Source organism: Acinetobacter sp. 148, assembly GCF_031196675.1.
In the GTDB taxonomy this organism is placed as follows: Bacteria; Pseudomonadota; Gammaproteobacteria; order Pseudomonadales; family Moraxellaceae; genus Acinetobacter; species Acinetobacter baumannii.
Genome location: NZ_JAVIMT010000081.1, coordinates 133,064 through 147,947, shown reverse-complemented (window position 1 = coordinate 147,947; position 14,884 = coordinate 133,064). Strand labels below are relative to the sequence as shown.

12 protein-coding genes are annotated in these 14,884 nt (G+C 38.7%); 7 read left to right on the top strand and 5 right to left on the bottom strand.

The features are described from left to right. Positions 1-138: 138 nt before the first annotated feature. Both RFX69_RS14610 and RFX69_RS14605 read right to left on the bottom strand, forming a co-directional pair. Positions 139-1,533 carry an L-cystine transporter gene (locus tag RFX69_RS14610; protein WP_001025080.1) on the bottom strand — a complete coding sequence of 465 codons (1,395 nt, stop codon included), beginning with the start codon at positions 1,531-1,533 and terminating at the stop codon, positions 139-141. A gap of 197 nt (positions 1,534-1,730) precedes the next feature. Then, a complete protein-coding gene (locus tag RFX69_RS14605) occupies positions 1,731-2,612 on the bottom strand; it encodes a LysR family transcriptional regulator (protein WP_000925116.1) in 882 nt (293 codons plus the stop codon). 96 nt (positions 2,613-2,708) lie between these two features. Here RFX69_RS14605 and RFX69_RS14600 point away from each other — a divergent pair, with 96 nt between their 5' ends. The 4 genes from RFX69_RS14600 to RFX69_RS14585 all read left to right on the top strand — a co-directional run bounded on the left by RFX69_RS14600 (position 2,709) and on the right by RFX69_RS14585 (position 5,139). Next, entirely contained in the window at positions 2,709-3,887 is a 1,179-nt protein-coding gene (locus RFX69_RS14600; RefSeq protein WP_272291615.1) for a YbfB/YjiJ family MFS transporter, read from the top strand. Further along, the gene (locus RFX69_RS14595; RefSeq protein WP_000853583.1) at positions 3,884-4,009 is read left to right on the top strand and encodes a hypothetical protein; all 126 of its coding nucleotides are present in this window, start codon (positions 3,884-3,886) and stop codon (positions 4,007-4,009) included. The genes RFX69_RS14600 and RFX69_RS14595 overlap by 4 nt, the downstream gene beginning before the upstream one ends. Positions 4,010-4,236: 227 nt before the next feature. Beyond that, complete coding sequence (locus RFX69_RS14590) at positions 4,237-4,647, top strand: hypothetical protein (protein ID WP_000069677.1); 411 nt, start codon at positions 4,237-4,239, stop codon at positions 4,645-4,647. Then, positions 4,648-5,139, top strand: coding sequence for a hypothetical protein (locus RFX69_RS14585; protein WP_309169480.1), 492 nt, complete (start codon positions 4,648-4,650; stop codon positions 5,137-5,139). Between the two features lie 100 nt (positions 5,140-5,239). On the opposite strand, the gene icd is transcribed toward RFX69_RS14585, so the two are convergent. Next, the gene (gene icd, locus RFX69_RS14580; RefSeq protein ID WP_000542119.1) at positions 5,240-6,496 is read right to left on the bottom strand and encodes an NADP-dependent isocitrate dehydrogenase; all 1,257 of its coding nucleotides are present in this window, start codon (positions 6,494-6,496) and stop codon (positions 5,240-5,242) included. 200 nt (positions 6,497-6,696) lie between these two features. Here icd and RFX69_RS14575 point away from each other — a divergent pair, with 200 nt between their 5' ends. Continuing rightward, positions 6,697-7,485, top strand: coding sequence for an rRNA large subunit pseudouridine synthase E (locus RFX69_RS14575; protein WP_000706554.1), 789 nt, complete (start codon positions 6,697-6,699; stop codon positions 7,483-7,485). A gap of 117 nt (positions 7,486-7,602) precedes the next feature. On the opposite strand, the gene RFX69_RS14570 is transcribed toward RFX69_RS14575, so the two are convergent. Next, on the bottom strand, positions 7,603-9,840 hold the full coding sequence (locus RFX69_RS14570; RefSeq protein ID WP_000896679.1) for an NADP-dependent isocitrate dehydrogenase: 2,238 nt from the start codon (positions 9,838-9,840) through the stop codon (positions 7,603-7,605). Positions 9,841-10,240: 400 nt separating this feature from the next. Further along, entirely contained in the window at positions 10,241-11,944 is a 1,704-nt protein-coding gene (locus tag RFX69_RS14565) for a M61 family metallopeptidase (RefSeq protein WP_289332538.1), read from the bottom strand. 172 nt (positions 11,945-12,116) lie between these two features. On the opposite strand from RFX69_RS14565, the gene RFX69_RS14560 reads away from it, so the two are divergent. Both RFX69_RS14560 and RFX69_RS14555 read left to right on the top strand, forming a co-directional pair. Next, the gene (locus RFX69_RS14560) at positions 12,117-13,436 is read left to right on the top strand and encodes a D-alanyl-D-alanine carboxypeptidase PBP6B (RefSeq protein ID WP_000667907.1); all 1,320 of its coding nucleotides are present in this window, start codon (positions 12,117-12,119) and stop codon (positions 13,434-13,436) included. Between the two features lie 98 nt (positions 13,437-13,534). Then, on the top strand, positions 13,535-14,821 hold the full coding sequence (locus tag RFX69_RS14555) for an NAD(P)/FAD-dependent oxidoreductase (protein ID WP_289332539.1): 1,287 nt from the start codon (positions 13,535-13,537) through the stop codon (positions 14,819-14,821). The last annotated feature ends 63 nt before the right edge of the window (positions 14,822-14,884 follow it).

The window sequence follows — 14,884 nt, the reverse complement described above, 5'->3', positions numbered from 1 at the left end:
TCTTTCTTAATAGGCTCATTTTCGAAAATTATTTAAAAGAAAAACAGATACAGTTTTTTAAAAATTAACATCACAGTTGCAAGTTACACATATAAAAAAACGGCTCATCCAGAGTGGAGAGCCGTTTAATATTAACTCTTAATGATGTTGAGTTAATTCAATTTCATCTTCGCTATTCATTATAGCTTTGTCGGTCTGCCCCATAAATTGGCTTGTAACTACACCAGCAGTCATCGAACCATTTACGTTTAACGCAGTACGTCCCATATCAATGAGTGGTTCAATTGAAATAAGAAGAGCAACCAATGTTACAGGTAAGCCCATAGCAGGAAGTACGATCAATGCTGCGAAAGTTGCACCACCACCAACACCTGCTACGCCAATTGAACTTAAAGTCACAATACCCACTAACGAAGCAATCCACATTGGGTCTAGGGTGTTAATACCCATAGTTGGCGCAACCATGACTGCGAGCATGGCTGGATATAAACCCGCACAACCATTTTGTCCAATAGTGGCACCAAAAGAAGCAGAGAAACTTGCAATAGACTCAGGCACGCCCAAACGACGAGTTTGCGCTTCAATGCTCAGTGGAATACTTGCAGCACTTGAACGACTCGTAAATGCGAATGTTAGAACCGGAGCAACTTTCTTGAAGAACTTAAGTGGAGAAACACCAGTCAGAGTCAAAATAATGGCATGCACGACGAACATAATCGCCAAACCTAAATAAGACGCCACCAAGAAACCACCTAGGTTCAAGATATCTGCGACATTTGAACTTGCCACAACTTTCGTCATTAGGGCAAAAACACCATATGGTGTAAGCGTCATCACTAAACGAACAAGCTTCATTACCCAAGACTGTAATGTCTGAATAGCCGTCAGAATACGTTGACCTTTTTCTGCATCATCTTTCATTAAGTTGAGTGCTGCTATCCCTAAAAAGACAGCAAAGATAACCACGCTAATAATTGAAGTCGGATTTGCACCCGTTAACTCAGCAAAAGGGTTACTCGGAATAAAAGAAAGAATAAATTGCGGTACACTTAAGTCTGTTACTTTACCCACATAGTCAGTCTGAATTGCAGTAAGTCGAGCTGTTTCAGCCGCCCCTTGTACCAAACCTTTGGCAGTTAAACCAAACAAATTCGTCACAAATACCCCAACCAGCGCAGCGATGAGTGTGGTAAATAACAAAGTCCCGATGGTGTAGAAGCTGATTTTTCCTAAAGAAGAAGCTTGGTGTAGCTTCGCTACCGCACCTAAAATCGAAACAAAGACCAAAGGCATCACGACCATTTGTAAAAGTTTTACATAGCCGTTACCAACAATATTAAACCAGCTAATAGATTCAGCAAGAATCGGATGGCCACCGCCATAAATCAAATGTAGTCCTAAACCAAACACTACACCTAAAATTAAGCCAGCTAGAACTTTTTTAGATAAGCTCCAGTCCGTTTTACGTGTTTGGGCGAGTAAAAATATTAACCCGACAAAAACCACAATATTGATGATTAAGGGTATATTCATTCCCAAACTCCAAATTATTGCTTGTGTCATCTTTTAAGGGGGCATATTTGACCATAGCCGGCCTATATAAACTACCCTTTTCAACAATTTTCTAGCATGCAGATCATTACCGATCTGAATGAGAATATAAAATGACTTTTAAATACATATATATCACTTTTAAAACATAAGTTACGTTAGATATTTATGTATAAAAATTAAGCGCATTTCTGTATAAATTGTTGCTCAATAAAACAAATAAACTGCTTTAAATTACTGCCCCATGTTTCAGGAGGCTGAGCGACCAAATAAGTAGTGAAATGTGCAGATTCAGTATTAATTTCAAAACAACTTAATGAGACTTTATCGGCTACTTTATTCAGATATGACTTTGGCAATAAAGCAAAACCGACACCTAATTCCACACAGCTTACAATGCCATCCAGACTGCCCATTTCCATAATTTGCGAAGGTGGCACACTGTGATCATTTAAAAACAACTCAATTGCATGCCGATAGGAACATCCTTGTCGAAATGCAATAAATCGAGTCTTTGCGAGGGTGGCAATGTCGGGAAAATCAATTTGTTGTTTTGGGCAAACCAAAACCAGTTGTTCTTGCCACACCGGAAAACTATATAGCTCTGGAATCACATATTTAGAAGCGACAAAAGCACAATCGACTTCTCCTTGTTGCACAGCATTTAACAAATATCCTGTCGGGTGAGTTTGAAGTTCAAGCGGCAAATTCGGATGTTGCTGCATACATTCATTAAGCAATTGAGGAAGTCGTATTGCTGCTGTCGTTTCCATACTGCCCAAACGAATAGTTTCATTCGGGTCAATATCACCTTCTCGGAAGATTGTCTTCGCTTTATTATGCAGTGCGATCATTTGCACAGCATAACTATGTAGCTGGTGTCCTGCATTGGTTAATGTAACGGGGTTATGACGATTTAATAAAATCACACCTAATTCTTCTTCAAGCTTTTTCACGTGGCTCGTGATATTGGATTGAACCGTACACATTTTTTGTGCAGCCAATGAAAAACTTCCACTCTCTGCAACCGCTAAAAAAAACTCTAAAGACTTAAGCAACATGCCACTATCTCAAAACAAGATAATTAATATCATATTAAATCATTTCTAATGATAAATAAACTCGCTTTTAATAATAAAAAAATTGAGAGATTTCTCATGTCTACGTTCTATCGAATGAGCCTGCTTGTCTTTTTAGCGACTTGCCTAGGAATTGGTATTTTTAGATTTTCCTATACCGCACTCATGCCTATTATGATTGTGCAATATGGATGGACTCATGATTTTGCAAGCTACTTAGGCAGCGCAAATTTATTGGGCTATCTGGTTGGTGCACTATTGGCCCTGTTTAGCATTAAAGAAAAATCTATATCCGCTTTGATTATAACTTCGGCGGTTTTAGGCAGCTTAAGCCTAATCTGCTGTTCTTTTATACACATGCCTTTGGCTTGGTTTGTTCTCTGGCGCACCATTTCAGGTATCGCAGGTGGCCTACTCATGATTTTGGCGCCCAGCTTTGCCATGAAAAATATTGCAATTAGCCAAAGGCTTAAAGTCAATTTTTTAGGGTTTAGTGGTATTGGCGCAGGCGTATTATCTGCCACTCTCATTATTCCTGCACTTAAAAATATGCCTGTTCAATATGTCTGGGAAATTTTTGCCGCCATTTCCATTATTGGCAGTTTGGTGCTTTTTCAGTTATTAAGACACCCACCTACCGAGTCCGTTCAAACGGCCAATCACGCTCCTCAAAACTTCAAACATTCACGTTTAGGACTGGTCATTATTATTGCTTATATGTGCAGTGCTTTTGCATATATCCCACACTCTTTGTTTTGGATGGACTATTTATCGGGGACCCTACATTTTCCATTACAACAACGAAACTTATTTTGGGTTCTTTATGGAGTCGGAAGTTGTGTTGGCGCCTTTGTGGCGTATTGTTTAAGCCGCCTTATTGGATATTTGCAGGCAATTAAATGTCTATACGGTGTCTATTGCTTGGCAGTTGCCCTACCATTTTTTTCACATGCTACTGCTTTGCTCACTTTATCGTCCTTTCTTACAGGTTTACTCACACCTGCCACCGTATTTATTAGCTCTTACAGCCTGCTACAGATTTATGAACAGCGTTATCAAAAAATCTGGAGCCTTGCCACCATTGGGTTTGCCAGCACTCAGTTATTAGGTGGCGTTGTTATTAGTACTTTACATCACTTGCATTGGTCTTATGCCCACCTGTTTTTAATGGGCGGTATTGTTTTGTTATTTGCATTGAGCCTTTTAATTCCCATCCGTTCTTCCATGCCGAACACTCTCGGAGAAACCGAAACGTGAAAACTTTATTCTTTCCTCTCTTTTTGATTGTTTTCGTACTCCTTATTCAGGCTTTAGACCAAAGCTATCAAAAGAAAATTGGTGTTTCTAAGCCCCAGAAACATCCAGAATTTATGCAATAAAAAAAAGCCCCTATACATAAGGGGCTTTTCCATTGAGTAGTCGTATATTGTCAAAATAAAAATTAATGAATAGATCAGTAGAACAAACCGCATAACAACTATTTTAGTACGCTTATTAAAACCGCTTAACTGACAAAAAATGTCATATTATGTCAATGTAGAGAGCTATTTTCTGATCTATATTCAGTCAAAATTTATAATTTTTAATACTTAAAATTGAGCAAAACATGAGCAATAACAATTATATTGATGAGCTTTTAAAGCTCTTGGCAATGTTCGCTTTTATCGGTGTTTTATTACTGGCATTTAAATGTCAGACCATCTTTGCACTGGATATGACAACATCATACGAAGTCTCTGTAAGGATTGTTATCTATATGGTCACAGCAGCTATTTTGGGCTTTTTAACACGTAATCATATTGAGTTTACAACACAATTTTTAATTGCTGTTCCATTTGCATACTTTTGGCTAGAGCCAATTCTTGACTACAAGGCCATTCAAACTATCCCAGATGTTCCGTTTTATCTCTCAGGTCATGGTCAAAGTTTAGGGCTACTCATCGTGATCATATTTTGTTTTGCCCTATGGGTATTTAAAGAAACAAGCTCAAACTCGTTTGAGTCTCAAAATGTCTAAATGAGGATTTTTAAGGAGTTTTATAAAGTTAAAAATCGTCACTGTACTCTATGTTTTTATAATATATATTTTAAGCAAATTAATTTATATCAATTAAAAACTCTAAAAATGTTCAACGTATCAAACCCAGCAAATGCCATTGTTGTAGGTATTATCGCAATAATTGCTACAGTTAGTCTTCTGATATGGAAGTTTAATTTTTATCTCGGTATAGATATATACACCAGTGGAGAAGTGCTATTTAAAACATTATTGTATGCCGCCCTAATAGGACTATTTAGTTACTATTTTCGCCATACAATTAAAATTAGTAATACAGTGATTTTATCATTACCGCTTTTTTTCTTTTGTATTCGGCCTATTCTAAACTACAAAATGACGCATACCATTGGAAATGTACCTCTGTATGCAACACATCATGGGCAAGGCTTAATATTGCTGAGTTTAACGATATTAGCATGTATATTGTGGGCATATACGGCTAATTCCTAGCTAAAATTTTAACATTTAATATTCTTATTTTTTATTATTTTTCAATATTATAAATCTAAAGACTTTAAAAGCCCTCAATTGAGGGCTTTTCTATGAAAGTTTAATCTTCCATATGTTGAATTATGGCGTCGCCAAATTCTGAGCAACGTAACAAGGTCGCTCCCGGCATTAAACGCTCAAAATCGTAAGTTACGGTTTTAGCTGCAATCGCCCCTGAAATACCTTTAATAATCAGGTCCGCTGCTTCTGTCCACCCCATATCACGGAGCATCATTTCAGCAGAGAGAATAATTGAACCCGGGTTGACTTTATCTTGCCCAGCATATTTAGGTGCAGTGCCATGCGTTGCTTCATACACTGCAATAGCTCCACCAATATTCGCACCTGGCGCAATCCCGATTCCCCCTACTTCTGCTGCTAAAGCATCTGAAATATAGTCACCATTTAAATTAAGGGTTGCAATTACAGAGTAGTCAGCAGGACGCATCAAGATTTGTTGCAAGAAAGCATCTGCAATCACGTCTTTAATAATGATGTCTTTACCATTTTTAGGGTTCTTAATTTTAACCCATGGGCCACCATCGATTAATTCACCACCGAAACGATCTAGCGCTAACTCATACCCCCATTCTTTAAAGGCACCTTCGGTATATTTCATAATGTTGCCTTTATGAACAAGAGTCACTGAAGGTTTGTCATTATCTATTGCAAACTGAATGGCCTTACGAACTAAGCGCTGTGTTCCTTCTTTGGAAACGGGTTTAATACCAATACCACATCCTTCAGGGAAACGAATTTTTGTGACCCCCATTTCTTCTTGAAGGAATTTAATAACTTTTTTAGCTTCTTCAGAATCTGCTTTCCATTCAATACCCGCATAAATATCTTCCGAGTTTTCACGGAAAATTACCATGTCAGTTAACTCAGGATGTTGAACGGGTGAAGGGACGCCTTGGAACCAACGCACAGGACGTACACATACATACAAATCCAGTTCTTGGCGTAGTGCAACGTTGAGTGAACGAATGCCGCCACCGACTGGTGTAGTTAAAGGGCCTTTAATAGAAACTACAAATTCACGCAGCGCTTCAAAGGTTTCTTCCGGCATATAGGTACCGTAAATTTTATTGGCCTTTTCACCGCAATACACTTCCATCCATTCAATAGAGCGTTTGCCGCCATAGGCTTTTAAAATTGCCGCATCAACAACTTTTTTCATTGCCGGTGTAATATCTACACCAATACCGTCACCCTCAATGAAAGGAATAATTGGATGATTTGGTACATTCAGTGACAGGTCTGCTTTTACTGTAATTTTATCACCGTCAGCAGGAACCACGATCTTCTGATAACCCATTATGTAGATTCTCCCTTTTATAATATTTAACTAACCAAACAAAAATAATTATCGATAAACAATACTTTCAACTTTTATTAACGCATAATAGCTTAATCGAATTTAACCCTTTTTGAGATTTATGTGGGAAATAAGCAAATTTCGCACTTAAATATAGCTCAATGTTTTTACCGCTTATTTGAAAGAAGAAGTCATTTTTTATGAAAATCGTCATTCTCAACAAACCATATGACGTTCTCTCCCAGTTTCGTAAAGACGAAGCACACATGACGGTCTCTGACTTTGTAGATGACCCGACTTTGCGCATAGCAGGCCGTCTTGATATGGACTCTGAGGGTTTAGTTTTCTTAACTGATCATGGTGGTTTGAATCAGTTCATTACTAACCCTGCGAATAAAAAATACAAAACGTATTTAGTTCAAGTTGATGGCGATGTAACCGAAGAAGCACTCGAGCAGCTTCGTAAGGGTGTAGAGCTTAATGATGGTATGACTTTACCAGCTAAAGCAATTAAGGTAAGTGAGCCTGAATGGTTATGGGACCGCGATCCTCCTGTACGTTACCGTGCCAGCATTCCAACATCTTGGATTGAAATCTCTATTTGTGAAGGTCGTAACCGCCAAGTTCGTCGCATGACCTCTGCGGTAGGTTTTCCGACTTTACGTCTCATTCGTACAAAAATTGGTACGATTGACTTAGTTCAATTGGGATTACAACCGGGCGAAACCAAAGAAATTGAGCCTCTACTCTACCCAGACTTTAAAGATGTTCCGGCTGAACAACCTTATCGTTCACGTTCATATGTGAAAAAACCGGGTGGCACTGGCGGTAAGCCAATGGTTCGCAAGAACAAAGATGGTTCTGCGAAAAAATCTGGTACAAAGCGTATTTGGCAAATGGATGAAAGTGAAAAACCGCGTCGTAAGACTAACGGTACAACGCGTCCAAATACCAAAGCACCACGTGGTCGTAGCCGCAATAGCCGATAAAAATATTTAAGTTTTAAAGCTCACGTTAGTGGGCTTTTTTTAATGACTTTTATTTTATAAAAATAAAAAGCCGGTGCTTATGCACCGGCTTTTAGCTATGTACTAATGAATTAGTAATTAAGCCTGAACAGTTGAAAGCGCTGCATTGAATGTAGCACTTGGACGCATTACAGCGCTTACTTTCGCTGGGTCAACTGCATAGTAACCACCGATATCAGCTGGTTTACCTTGTACTTGAGCAAGCTCAGCAACGATCTTCTGTTCGTTTTCAGCTAATGCTTTTGCAAGTGGAGCAAATTTAGCTTTCAACTCAGCATCTTCGTTCTGTGCAGCAAGTGCTTCTGCCCAGTAAAGTGACAAGTAGAAGTGACTGCCACGGTTGTCAAGTTCGCCTGTACGACGTGATGGCGACTTGTCATTGTCAAGCAATTTACCAGTCGCTTCATCAAGTGTCTTCGCAAGTAACTTCGCACGAGCATTATTTTCTTTAATACCCATTTCTTCTAGAGAAACTGCAAGCGCAAGGAACTCACCAAGCGAATCCCAACGTAAGTGGTTTTCTTCAACAAGTTGTTGTACGTGTTTAGGTGCTGAACCACCCGCACCAGTTTCGTACATGCCACCACCCGCCATAAGCGGAACGATAGACAACATTTTCGCAGAAGTACCAAGTTCCATAATTGGGAACAAGTCAGTTAAGTAGTCGCGTAAGATGTTACCGGTTACAGAAATTGTATCGAGGCCACGAACTACACGCTCAAGTGTGTAACGCATTGCACGTACTTGAGACATGATCTGGATATCAAGACCAGTCGTATCGTGATCTTTTAAGTACTTCTGTACTTTCTTGATCAATTCATTTTCGTGTGGACGGTATGGGTCAAGCCAGAAGATCGCAGGCATGCCTGAGTTACGTGCACGAGTTACTGCAAGTTTTACCCAGTCACGAATCGGAGCGTCTTTCACCTGACACATACGCCAGATATCGCCTTCTTCAACATTTTGAGTCAATAACACTTCACCAGTGTCAAGATCAGTAATGTTTGCAATACCTGCTTCAGGAATTTCAAAAGTCTTGTCGTGAGAACCGTATTCTTCAGCTTTTTGAGCCATCAAACCAACGTTTGGTACTGTACCCATTGTTTTTGGATCAAAGTTACCATGCCATTTACAGAAATTGATCATTTCTTGGTAAATACGGGCAAATGTTGATTCTGGCATTACTGCTTTAGCATCGTATTGCTTACCATCAGCACCCCACATTTTACCACCAGCACGGATCATTGCAGGCATAGAAGCATCTACGATGATGTCGTTAGGTGAATGGAAGTTAGTGATGCCTTTTGCTGAGTCAACCATCGCAAGTGCAGGGCGGTGTTCTTGGCAAGCATGTAAATCTTCAATGATTTCTTCACGTAATGAGGTTGGAAGAGTTTCGATTTTCTCGTATAACCCAGCCATACCGTTATTTACGTTAATGCCTAATTCGTCAAACAACTTACCGTGTTTTTCGAAAGCTTCTTTATAGTAGATTTTCACACAGTGACCGAAAACGATCGGGTGTGAAACTTTCATCATTGTCGCTTTTACGTGTAATGAGAATAAAATTCCTGCTTCACGGCAGTCATCAAGTTGTTTCTCATAGAAGTCGCAAAGCGCTTTTTTGCTCATGAACATTGAGTCAATGATTTCGCCTTCTTGAAGCGCAACTTTTGGCTTAAGAACAATGCTCTTACCACTATTTGTGATAAGTTCCATTTTTACATTGCGTGGACGGTCAAGTGTCATTGACTTTTCACCGTGGTAGAAGTCACCTTCTTCCATGTGTGAAACGTGAGTTTGCGACCATTGTTTCCACTCGCTCATTGAGTGAGGGTGTTTCTTAGCGTAATTTTTAACGGCAGCAGGAGCACGACGGTCAGAGTTACCTTCACGAAGAACAGGGTTTACTGCTGAACCTAGGCATTTGCCATAACGAGCTTTGATTGTTTTTTCTTCTTCAGTCGCTGGGTTTTCCGGATAGTCAGGAATTGCATAACCTTTAGATTGAAGTTCTTTAATACATGCTGTCAATTGCGCAACAGAGGCACTAATATTTGGGAGTTTGATAATGTTAGTATCTGGATCTTGTGTAAGACGACCTAGCTCAGCAAGGTTGTCGGATACCTTTTGCTCTTCACTTAGGTAGTCAGCGAATTCTGCGAGCACACGTGCAGCTACAGAGATGTCACTTTTAACAATCTCGATACCAGCTGGCTTAGTAAAGGTCTCAATGATCGGCAGTAGCGAATAAGTCGCCAATAATGGCGCCTCGTCAGTCAGTGTGTAAATGATGGTTGACTTTTCACCAGCCATATATAGCCCCTTCCGTTGAATTGAGTTTTGAGGACCGAGCTTTTGGCCCAGTGCCTACGAACCGATATGCTTAAATAAAACCCTGAGAGTATCGGCTCTCATTGGCTTTCAGTCAACGAAATATCCAGTGATAACGACATTTCGCAGCGAAATAATACATAATTTAAATCTATCGATAATAATCTTATACCTAACTTATGGTAATAAATGTGCTTTTACCAACTTTTTAGGTATAGAACAGTCTTAAATTACATGAGATATCTTTCAGAGTTCTGACAATTATTATACTTTTCATTCAAAACAAACTCAAAGATAAAGACTCTTTCTATGTTTTGAAGTTAGGAAAAAACAAAAACCGATGCACGAAACATCGGTTTTTTATAAATTAATTAACGGTTATTTAGGCTTTTAACCATTTGTCAGCTTTGCTTTGATCTTCAATAATAAGTTCAACTTCAGTTAAGTTTATGCTGTCACTTGTAACTTCAAACGACAATAACTCATCACGGCGGAAAGCCAAGACTGAGTAATTACCCTTTTGTTTAGCATATTTCTCAATAAGTTTTGTGGTCGCTTTTAGTCCATCAATTGCAATAATGACATCATTAGCAGAAATACCCGCTTTAGCACCAGCTCCCTCACGGTGAGCATTTTGTACTAACACACCTTCAGGCTTATCAGCTAGCTTTAAACCATAAGCTAAAGTCTTATCATTTTTAAGCGTATAACTTAAACCAAACTCAGGGAATAACTGATCAAGTGGTAACTCTTCAGTAGTATTAATCAAATGATTGATTTGCTCTAACCAACTATCACCTGTTAGCTCTTCACATAAATCAAAAATTGTACGCTCATTAACCTGAACACCGTTTTGCGTATTTTCATACAATCGACGCATTAAGGCATCAAGGCTAGAACCACGTAAACGTAAGCCTAAGTCCAAACATAAGGCAACTAATGCACCTTTGTTATAATAGCTCGTGCCTGCATTATTCGAATTTTCATCTTGACGATAAAATTTAATCCAAGCATCAAAACTTGATTCTGCTACTGTTTGAACAAAACGTCCCGGGTTTTGCAAATAGCGATCAATCTGTGACTTCAACAAATCTAAATAAGACTTTTGGGAAATCACGCCACTGCGCAATAAAATTAAATCATCGTAATACGAAGTAAACCCTTCAAAAATCCACAGTAGCGAGGTATAGCCTTCTTGATGCAGGTTGTAGTTCGCAAAATTTTCTGGACGGATAAACTTTACTAACCAAGAATGAAAATATTCATGACTGCATAAACCTAAGAAACGTTGATAATCTTTCGAAGGTTCAGTGGGTTCATTCGATTTCGGTAAATCATCTCGTGGAGTAATCAGACTTGTGCTATTGCAATGCTCTAACCCACCGTAACTATTCCCTGTTGCCATAGTCATGAAGGTATAGTTTTTAAACGGTGCTGAACCAAACAGATCAATTTCGGCTGCACAAATTTTTTCAATATCCGTTTTTAAACGATTAACATTCGTAGCGTGAGTACCTGAAATTACAAACTCATGTTCAATTCCATGCGTTTCGAAGCTAAAACGCGTTTGATCAGCCAGTTCAAATGGACTATCAATGAGTTGATCATAATGATCAGCTTTTAAAGTAAAACGTCCTTTTACTAAACTTTTTGAAGCTAATCCTGTTGCTAATTGAAAGTGTTTTAATTCATCCGGCAAAAAGATTTCTAATTCACATGCAGATTGTTCTTGGCCTTCTAAGCCTAAACACACACAGGCAGGGTTAATATATAAACGCGTTTGATCTACATAAGCACCACGTACTGATAAATCATATGCATAAACATCATATTCAACAGTAATTAACTCGTGATCGGTGTTAAATAAACGCCAGCGATTTTTTTCAGTCTTTTTAATATTGAGCATGCGTCCAGCTTCATCATAGGCCTTTACTGCCTCGATGTGCTTAGAAAACTCTCGAATGAGATAACTGCCCGGAATCCACGTTGGCAACCATAGTTCCTGATTTGGATTCGCTAAAAAGCGAATTGTCACGTGAACAAGGTGTTGTTTGTAATCATCGAACTCAATTTGATAATGCAACATAAATTCTTCAATTTAAAAATAAGAACGGTTTCACATTAGATTATCACTTTTTTGTATCGACTTGCGTAGATGTATTTTTTGGCAACAATTCACACTAGCCTTCTACAAAAAAAAGGCATAGCATGCTGGGCATCTGTGTTCCGTATTTGCCAGTAAACGTCAAGGTCACCTAGTGAAATTCTTCCTATCTCTTTTTACGCTGTTTAGTATTTTCTGTACTACTCTTACCAATGCTGCTCTACTTAATATTGCTCCTGAAAGTGTTGAAGCCGCTGCATGGACAATTGTAGATACCCAATCTGGTCAAATTATTGCTGAGCATAATAGTCATGTACAACGTGCGCCAGCATCTTTAACCAAAATGATGGTGGCCTACATTGCATTAAAAGAGATTAAGGCTGGAAAGTTAAAACTGAACGAAGTCATTACTGCAACACCAGTCGTAAGCGTGGTGCAGTGGGATGAATCACAAATGTACCTCAAAGCGGGCGAGCAAATTTCAGTTGATCAGCTCTTGGCTGGTTTAATTGTTATGTCTGCAAATGATGCAGCTGTGACTTTGGCTGAAAAAATTTCTGGTGATGTGCCTCATTTCGTACAACGTATGAATCAAGAAGCACAAGCACTGGGTATGAAAGACACGCACTTTAGTAACCCTGCTGGTATTACAATGCCGGATCATTACACGACAGCTCATGATTTGAGCTTATTAAGTCAGGCAGTGATTCACCAGACCCCTGAATATTTACATTATTCGAAAATGCCGAGCTTTAGCTACAATCAACGTTTTCACCACGCGACGAACCTTGCGCTCAAATACGATCCATCTGTAGATGGCTTAAAAACTGGCTATACCAAAGCAGCAGGTTATAACTTGGCTCTAACAGCTTCACGCCCTTCATTTTCACCGAACTTACCGCAAAGACGTTTACTGGTAATTGTCTTAGGTACACCAAGTGCTGTGAAACGTGCTGAAATTGCAGATAAATTAATGAATCTTGCTTATGCTTATACACGTGATGAAGTGGTTATTCCTGAGCAAAAATTAATTGCTGAATTGCCTGTTATTAAATCAACTTTAAAAATGTTTAAAGTAGAAACTAAGCAGCCAACCATTGTTACGACTTCTTTATATGCTGAGCCAACACCAATTGATTTAAATACGTTTGATTATGCTACACAGCGTATTCAAGTTCTTGATAGCAATCAACAACCTAAAGTTATTGCTCCACTTGAAACAACTCAAACACGTGTAAATATTCAGTTAAATGAGCAAAAGTTAACAGCACCGTTAATGAAAGCGATGAATTTGGCAACAGTTTCAATTTATCAAAACAACCAGCTCATTCGCAGTCTTCAAATTGAAAATGATGTACACATTGAAGAAGCAAATATTTTCCAAAGAATTATGATGTGGTTCTCAAGCCTATTCTCAATCTTTTCATCAAGTGAGCACAGTGCAGCAAAACTCTACCCTATAGATTCGCACTAAAAACATCAAATTGTGCACAGATGCACAATAAATTTTATAAAGAAAAGATGGCATAATTTAGCCATCTTTTTTTATAGAAAAATAATTAGGTGATAAAAATGACCCAAAACTTACATCATATTGTTATTGTCGGTGGTGGTGCTGGTGGTTTAGAACTCGCCACACAACTTGGTGAAACTTTTGGGAAAAATGGTAAAGCCAAAATTACATTGGTTGACCAAAATCTAACTCATATCTGGAAACCATTACTTCATGAAATTGCGGCGGGTTCTTTAAATCCTCACGAAGAGCAAACCAATTATTTTGCCCATGCAGAGAAACACCACTATGAATTTGTGTTGGGAACATTAACAGCAGTAAATAAAGATAAGAAAATAATTGATTTAATTCCCCCTCAAGTCTCTAAAGAACAAAGTACCCATATTCAACAACTCAGTTACGATACACTGGTTTTAGCGCTTGGTTCAGTATCAAATGATTTCAATACACCCGGTGTTCGTGAAAACTGCCATTTCCTCGATAGCCGTAAACAGGCGGATATTTTCCAGCAAGATCTTTTACACTTATATATCGAAGCGCAAAATCAACCCGATCAACGTACATTAAATATTGGAATTATTGGTGCGGGGGCAACAGGTGTCGAACTTGCGGCTGAATTGATTGAAACGACCAAAAACTTTTATCGCTATGGTTTAAAAAAGATCCATCCGAATCAAGTCAAAATTACACTCATTGAGGCCTCAGAACGCATCCTCCCTGCTCTAAGTGAAAAAACAGCTGAACATAGCGCAAAACAGCTTCAAAAAATGGGGGTTGAAATTTTAACTAAACACCGTGTTGAAAAAATTGATGAACACTGTATCTATTTTAGTAATGGTAACCAGCTCAACAGTGATATTACGGTATGGGCAGCTGGGGTAAAAGCACCAAAAGTACTTGAAAGTCTTAGCGATTTCGAACGTGACAATATTAACCGCTTAATGGTCTATGCAACGCTGCAGACCTATTCCGATCCTCATGTATTTGCATTTGGTGATTGTGCCCATTGCCAACTTGATGCAAGACACCCGCCTCTCGGACCACGCGCTCAAGTTGCTAGTCAACAAGCAAGCTTTTTAGTCGATGCTATGGCTGCTAGACTAAATGGTCGATCACAACCGATGTTTACTTTTAACGACAAAGGTTCACTTGTGTCTTTAAGTCGTAATAAAGCGGTTGGAGAATTACTGGGGGATGTCAGTGTCCAAGGATATATTGCCAAAACGATGTATGTATCTTTATATCGTTTACATCAAGCAACAATTCACGGATACACTCAAGCTGGACTACTCACAATGAAAGATTTACTTACAAGACGAGTACGACCAAAAATTAAGCTGTATTGAGTTGAATTTTTTAAGTTCATCCCTATTTAGATAAAAACGCATTAGAAAAAGTGTTAAAGATTG

Bases quoted from the DNA above. Each gene is read 5' to 3' on its own strand.
- RFX69_RS14565 (WP_289332538.1), bottom strand. From the start codon at position 11,944: ATGTTGCATTATCAAATTGAGTTCGATGATTACAAACAACACCTTGTT.
- RFX69_RS14605 (WP_000925116.1), bottom strand. From the start codon at position 2,612: ATGTTGCTTAAGTCTTTAGAGTTTTTTTTAGCGGTTGCAGAGAGTGGA.
- RFX69_RS14575 (WP_000706554.1), top strand. From the start codon at position 6,697: ATGAAAATCGTCATTCTCAACAAACCATATGACGTTCTCTCCCAGTTT.
- RFX69_RS14555 (WP_289332539.1), top strand. From the start codon at position 13,535: ATGACCCAAAACTTACATCATATTGTTATTGTCGGTGGTGGTGCTGGT.
- RFX69_RS14610 (WP_001025080.1), bottom strand. From the start codon at position 1,533: ATGAATATACCCTTAATCATCAATATTGTGGTTTTTGTCGGGTTAATA.
- RFX69_RS14590 (WP_000069677.1), top strand. From the start codon at position 4,237: ATGAGCAATAACAATTATATTGATGAGCTTTTAAAGCTCTTGGCAATG.
- RFX69_RS14600 (WP_272291615.1), top strand. From the start codon at position 2,709: ATGTCTACGTTCTATCGAATGAGCCTGCTTGTCTTTTTAGCGACTTGC.
- icd (WP_000542119.1), bottom strand. From the start codon at position 6,496: ATGGGTTATCAGAAGATCGTGGTTCCTGCTGACGGTGATAAAATTACA.
- RFX69_RS14585 (WP_309169480.1), top strand. From the start codon at position 4,648: ATGAGGATTTTTAAGGAGTTTTATAAAGTTAAAAATCGTCACTGTACT.
- RFX69_RS14570 (WP_000896679.1), bottom strand. From the start codon at position 9,840: ATGGCTGGTGAAAAGTCAACCATCATTTACACACTGACTGACGAGGCG.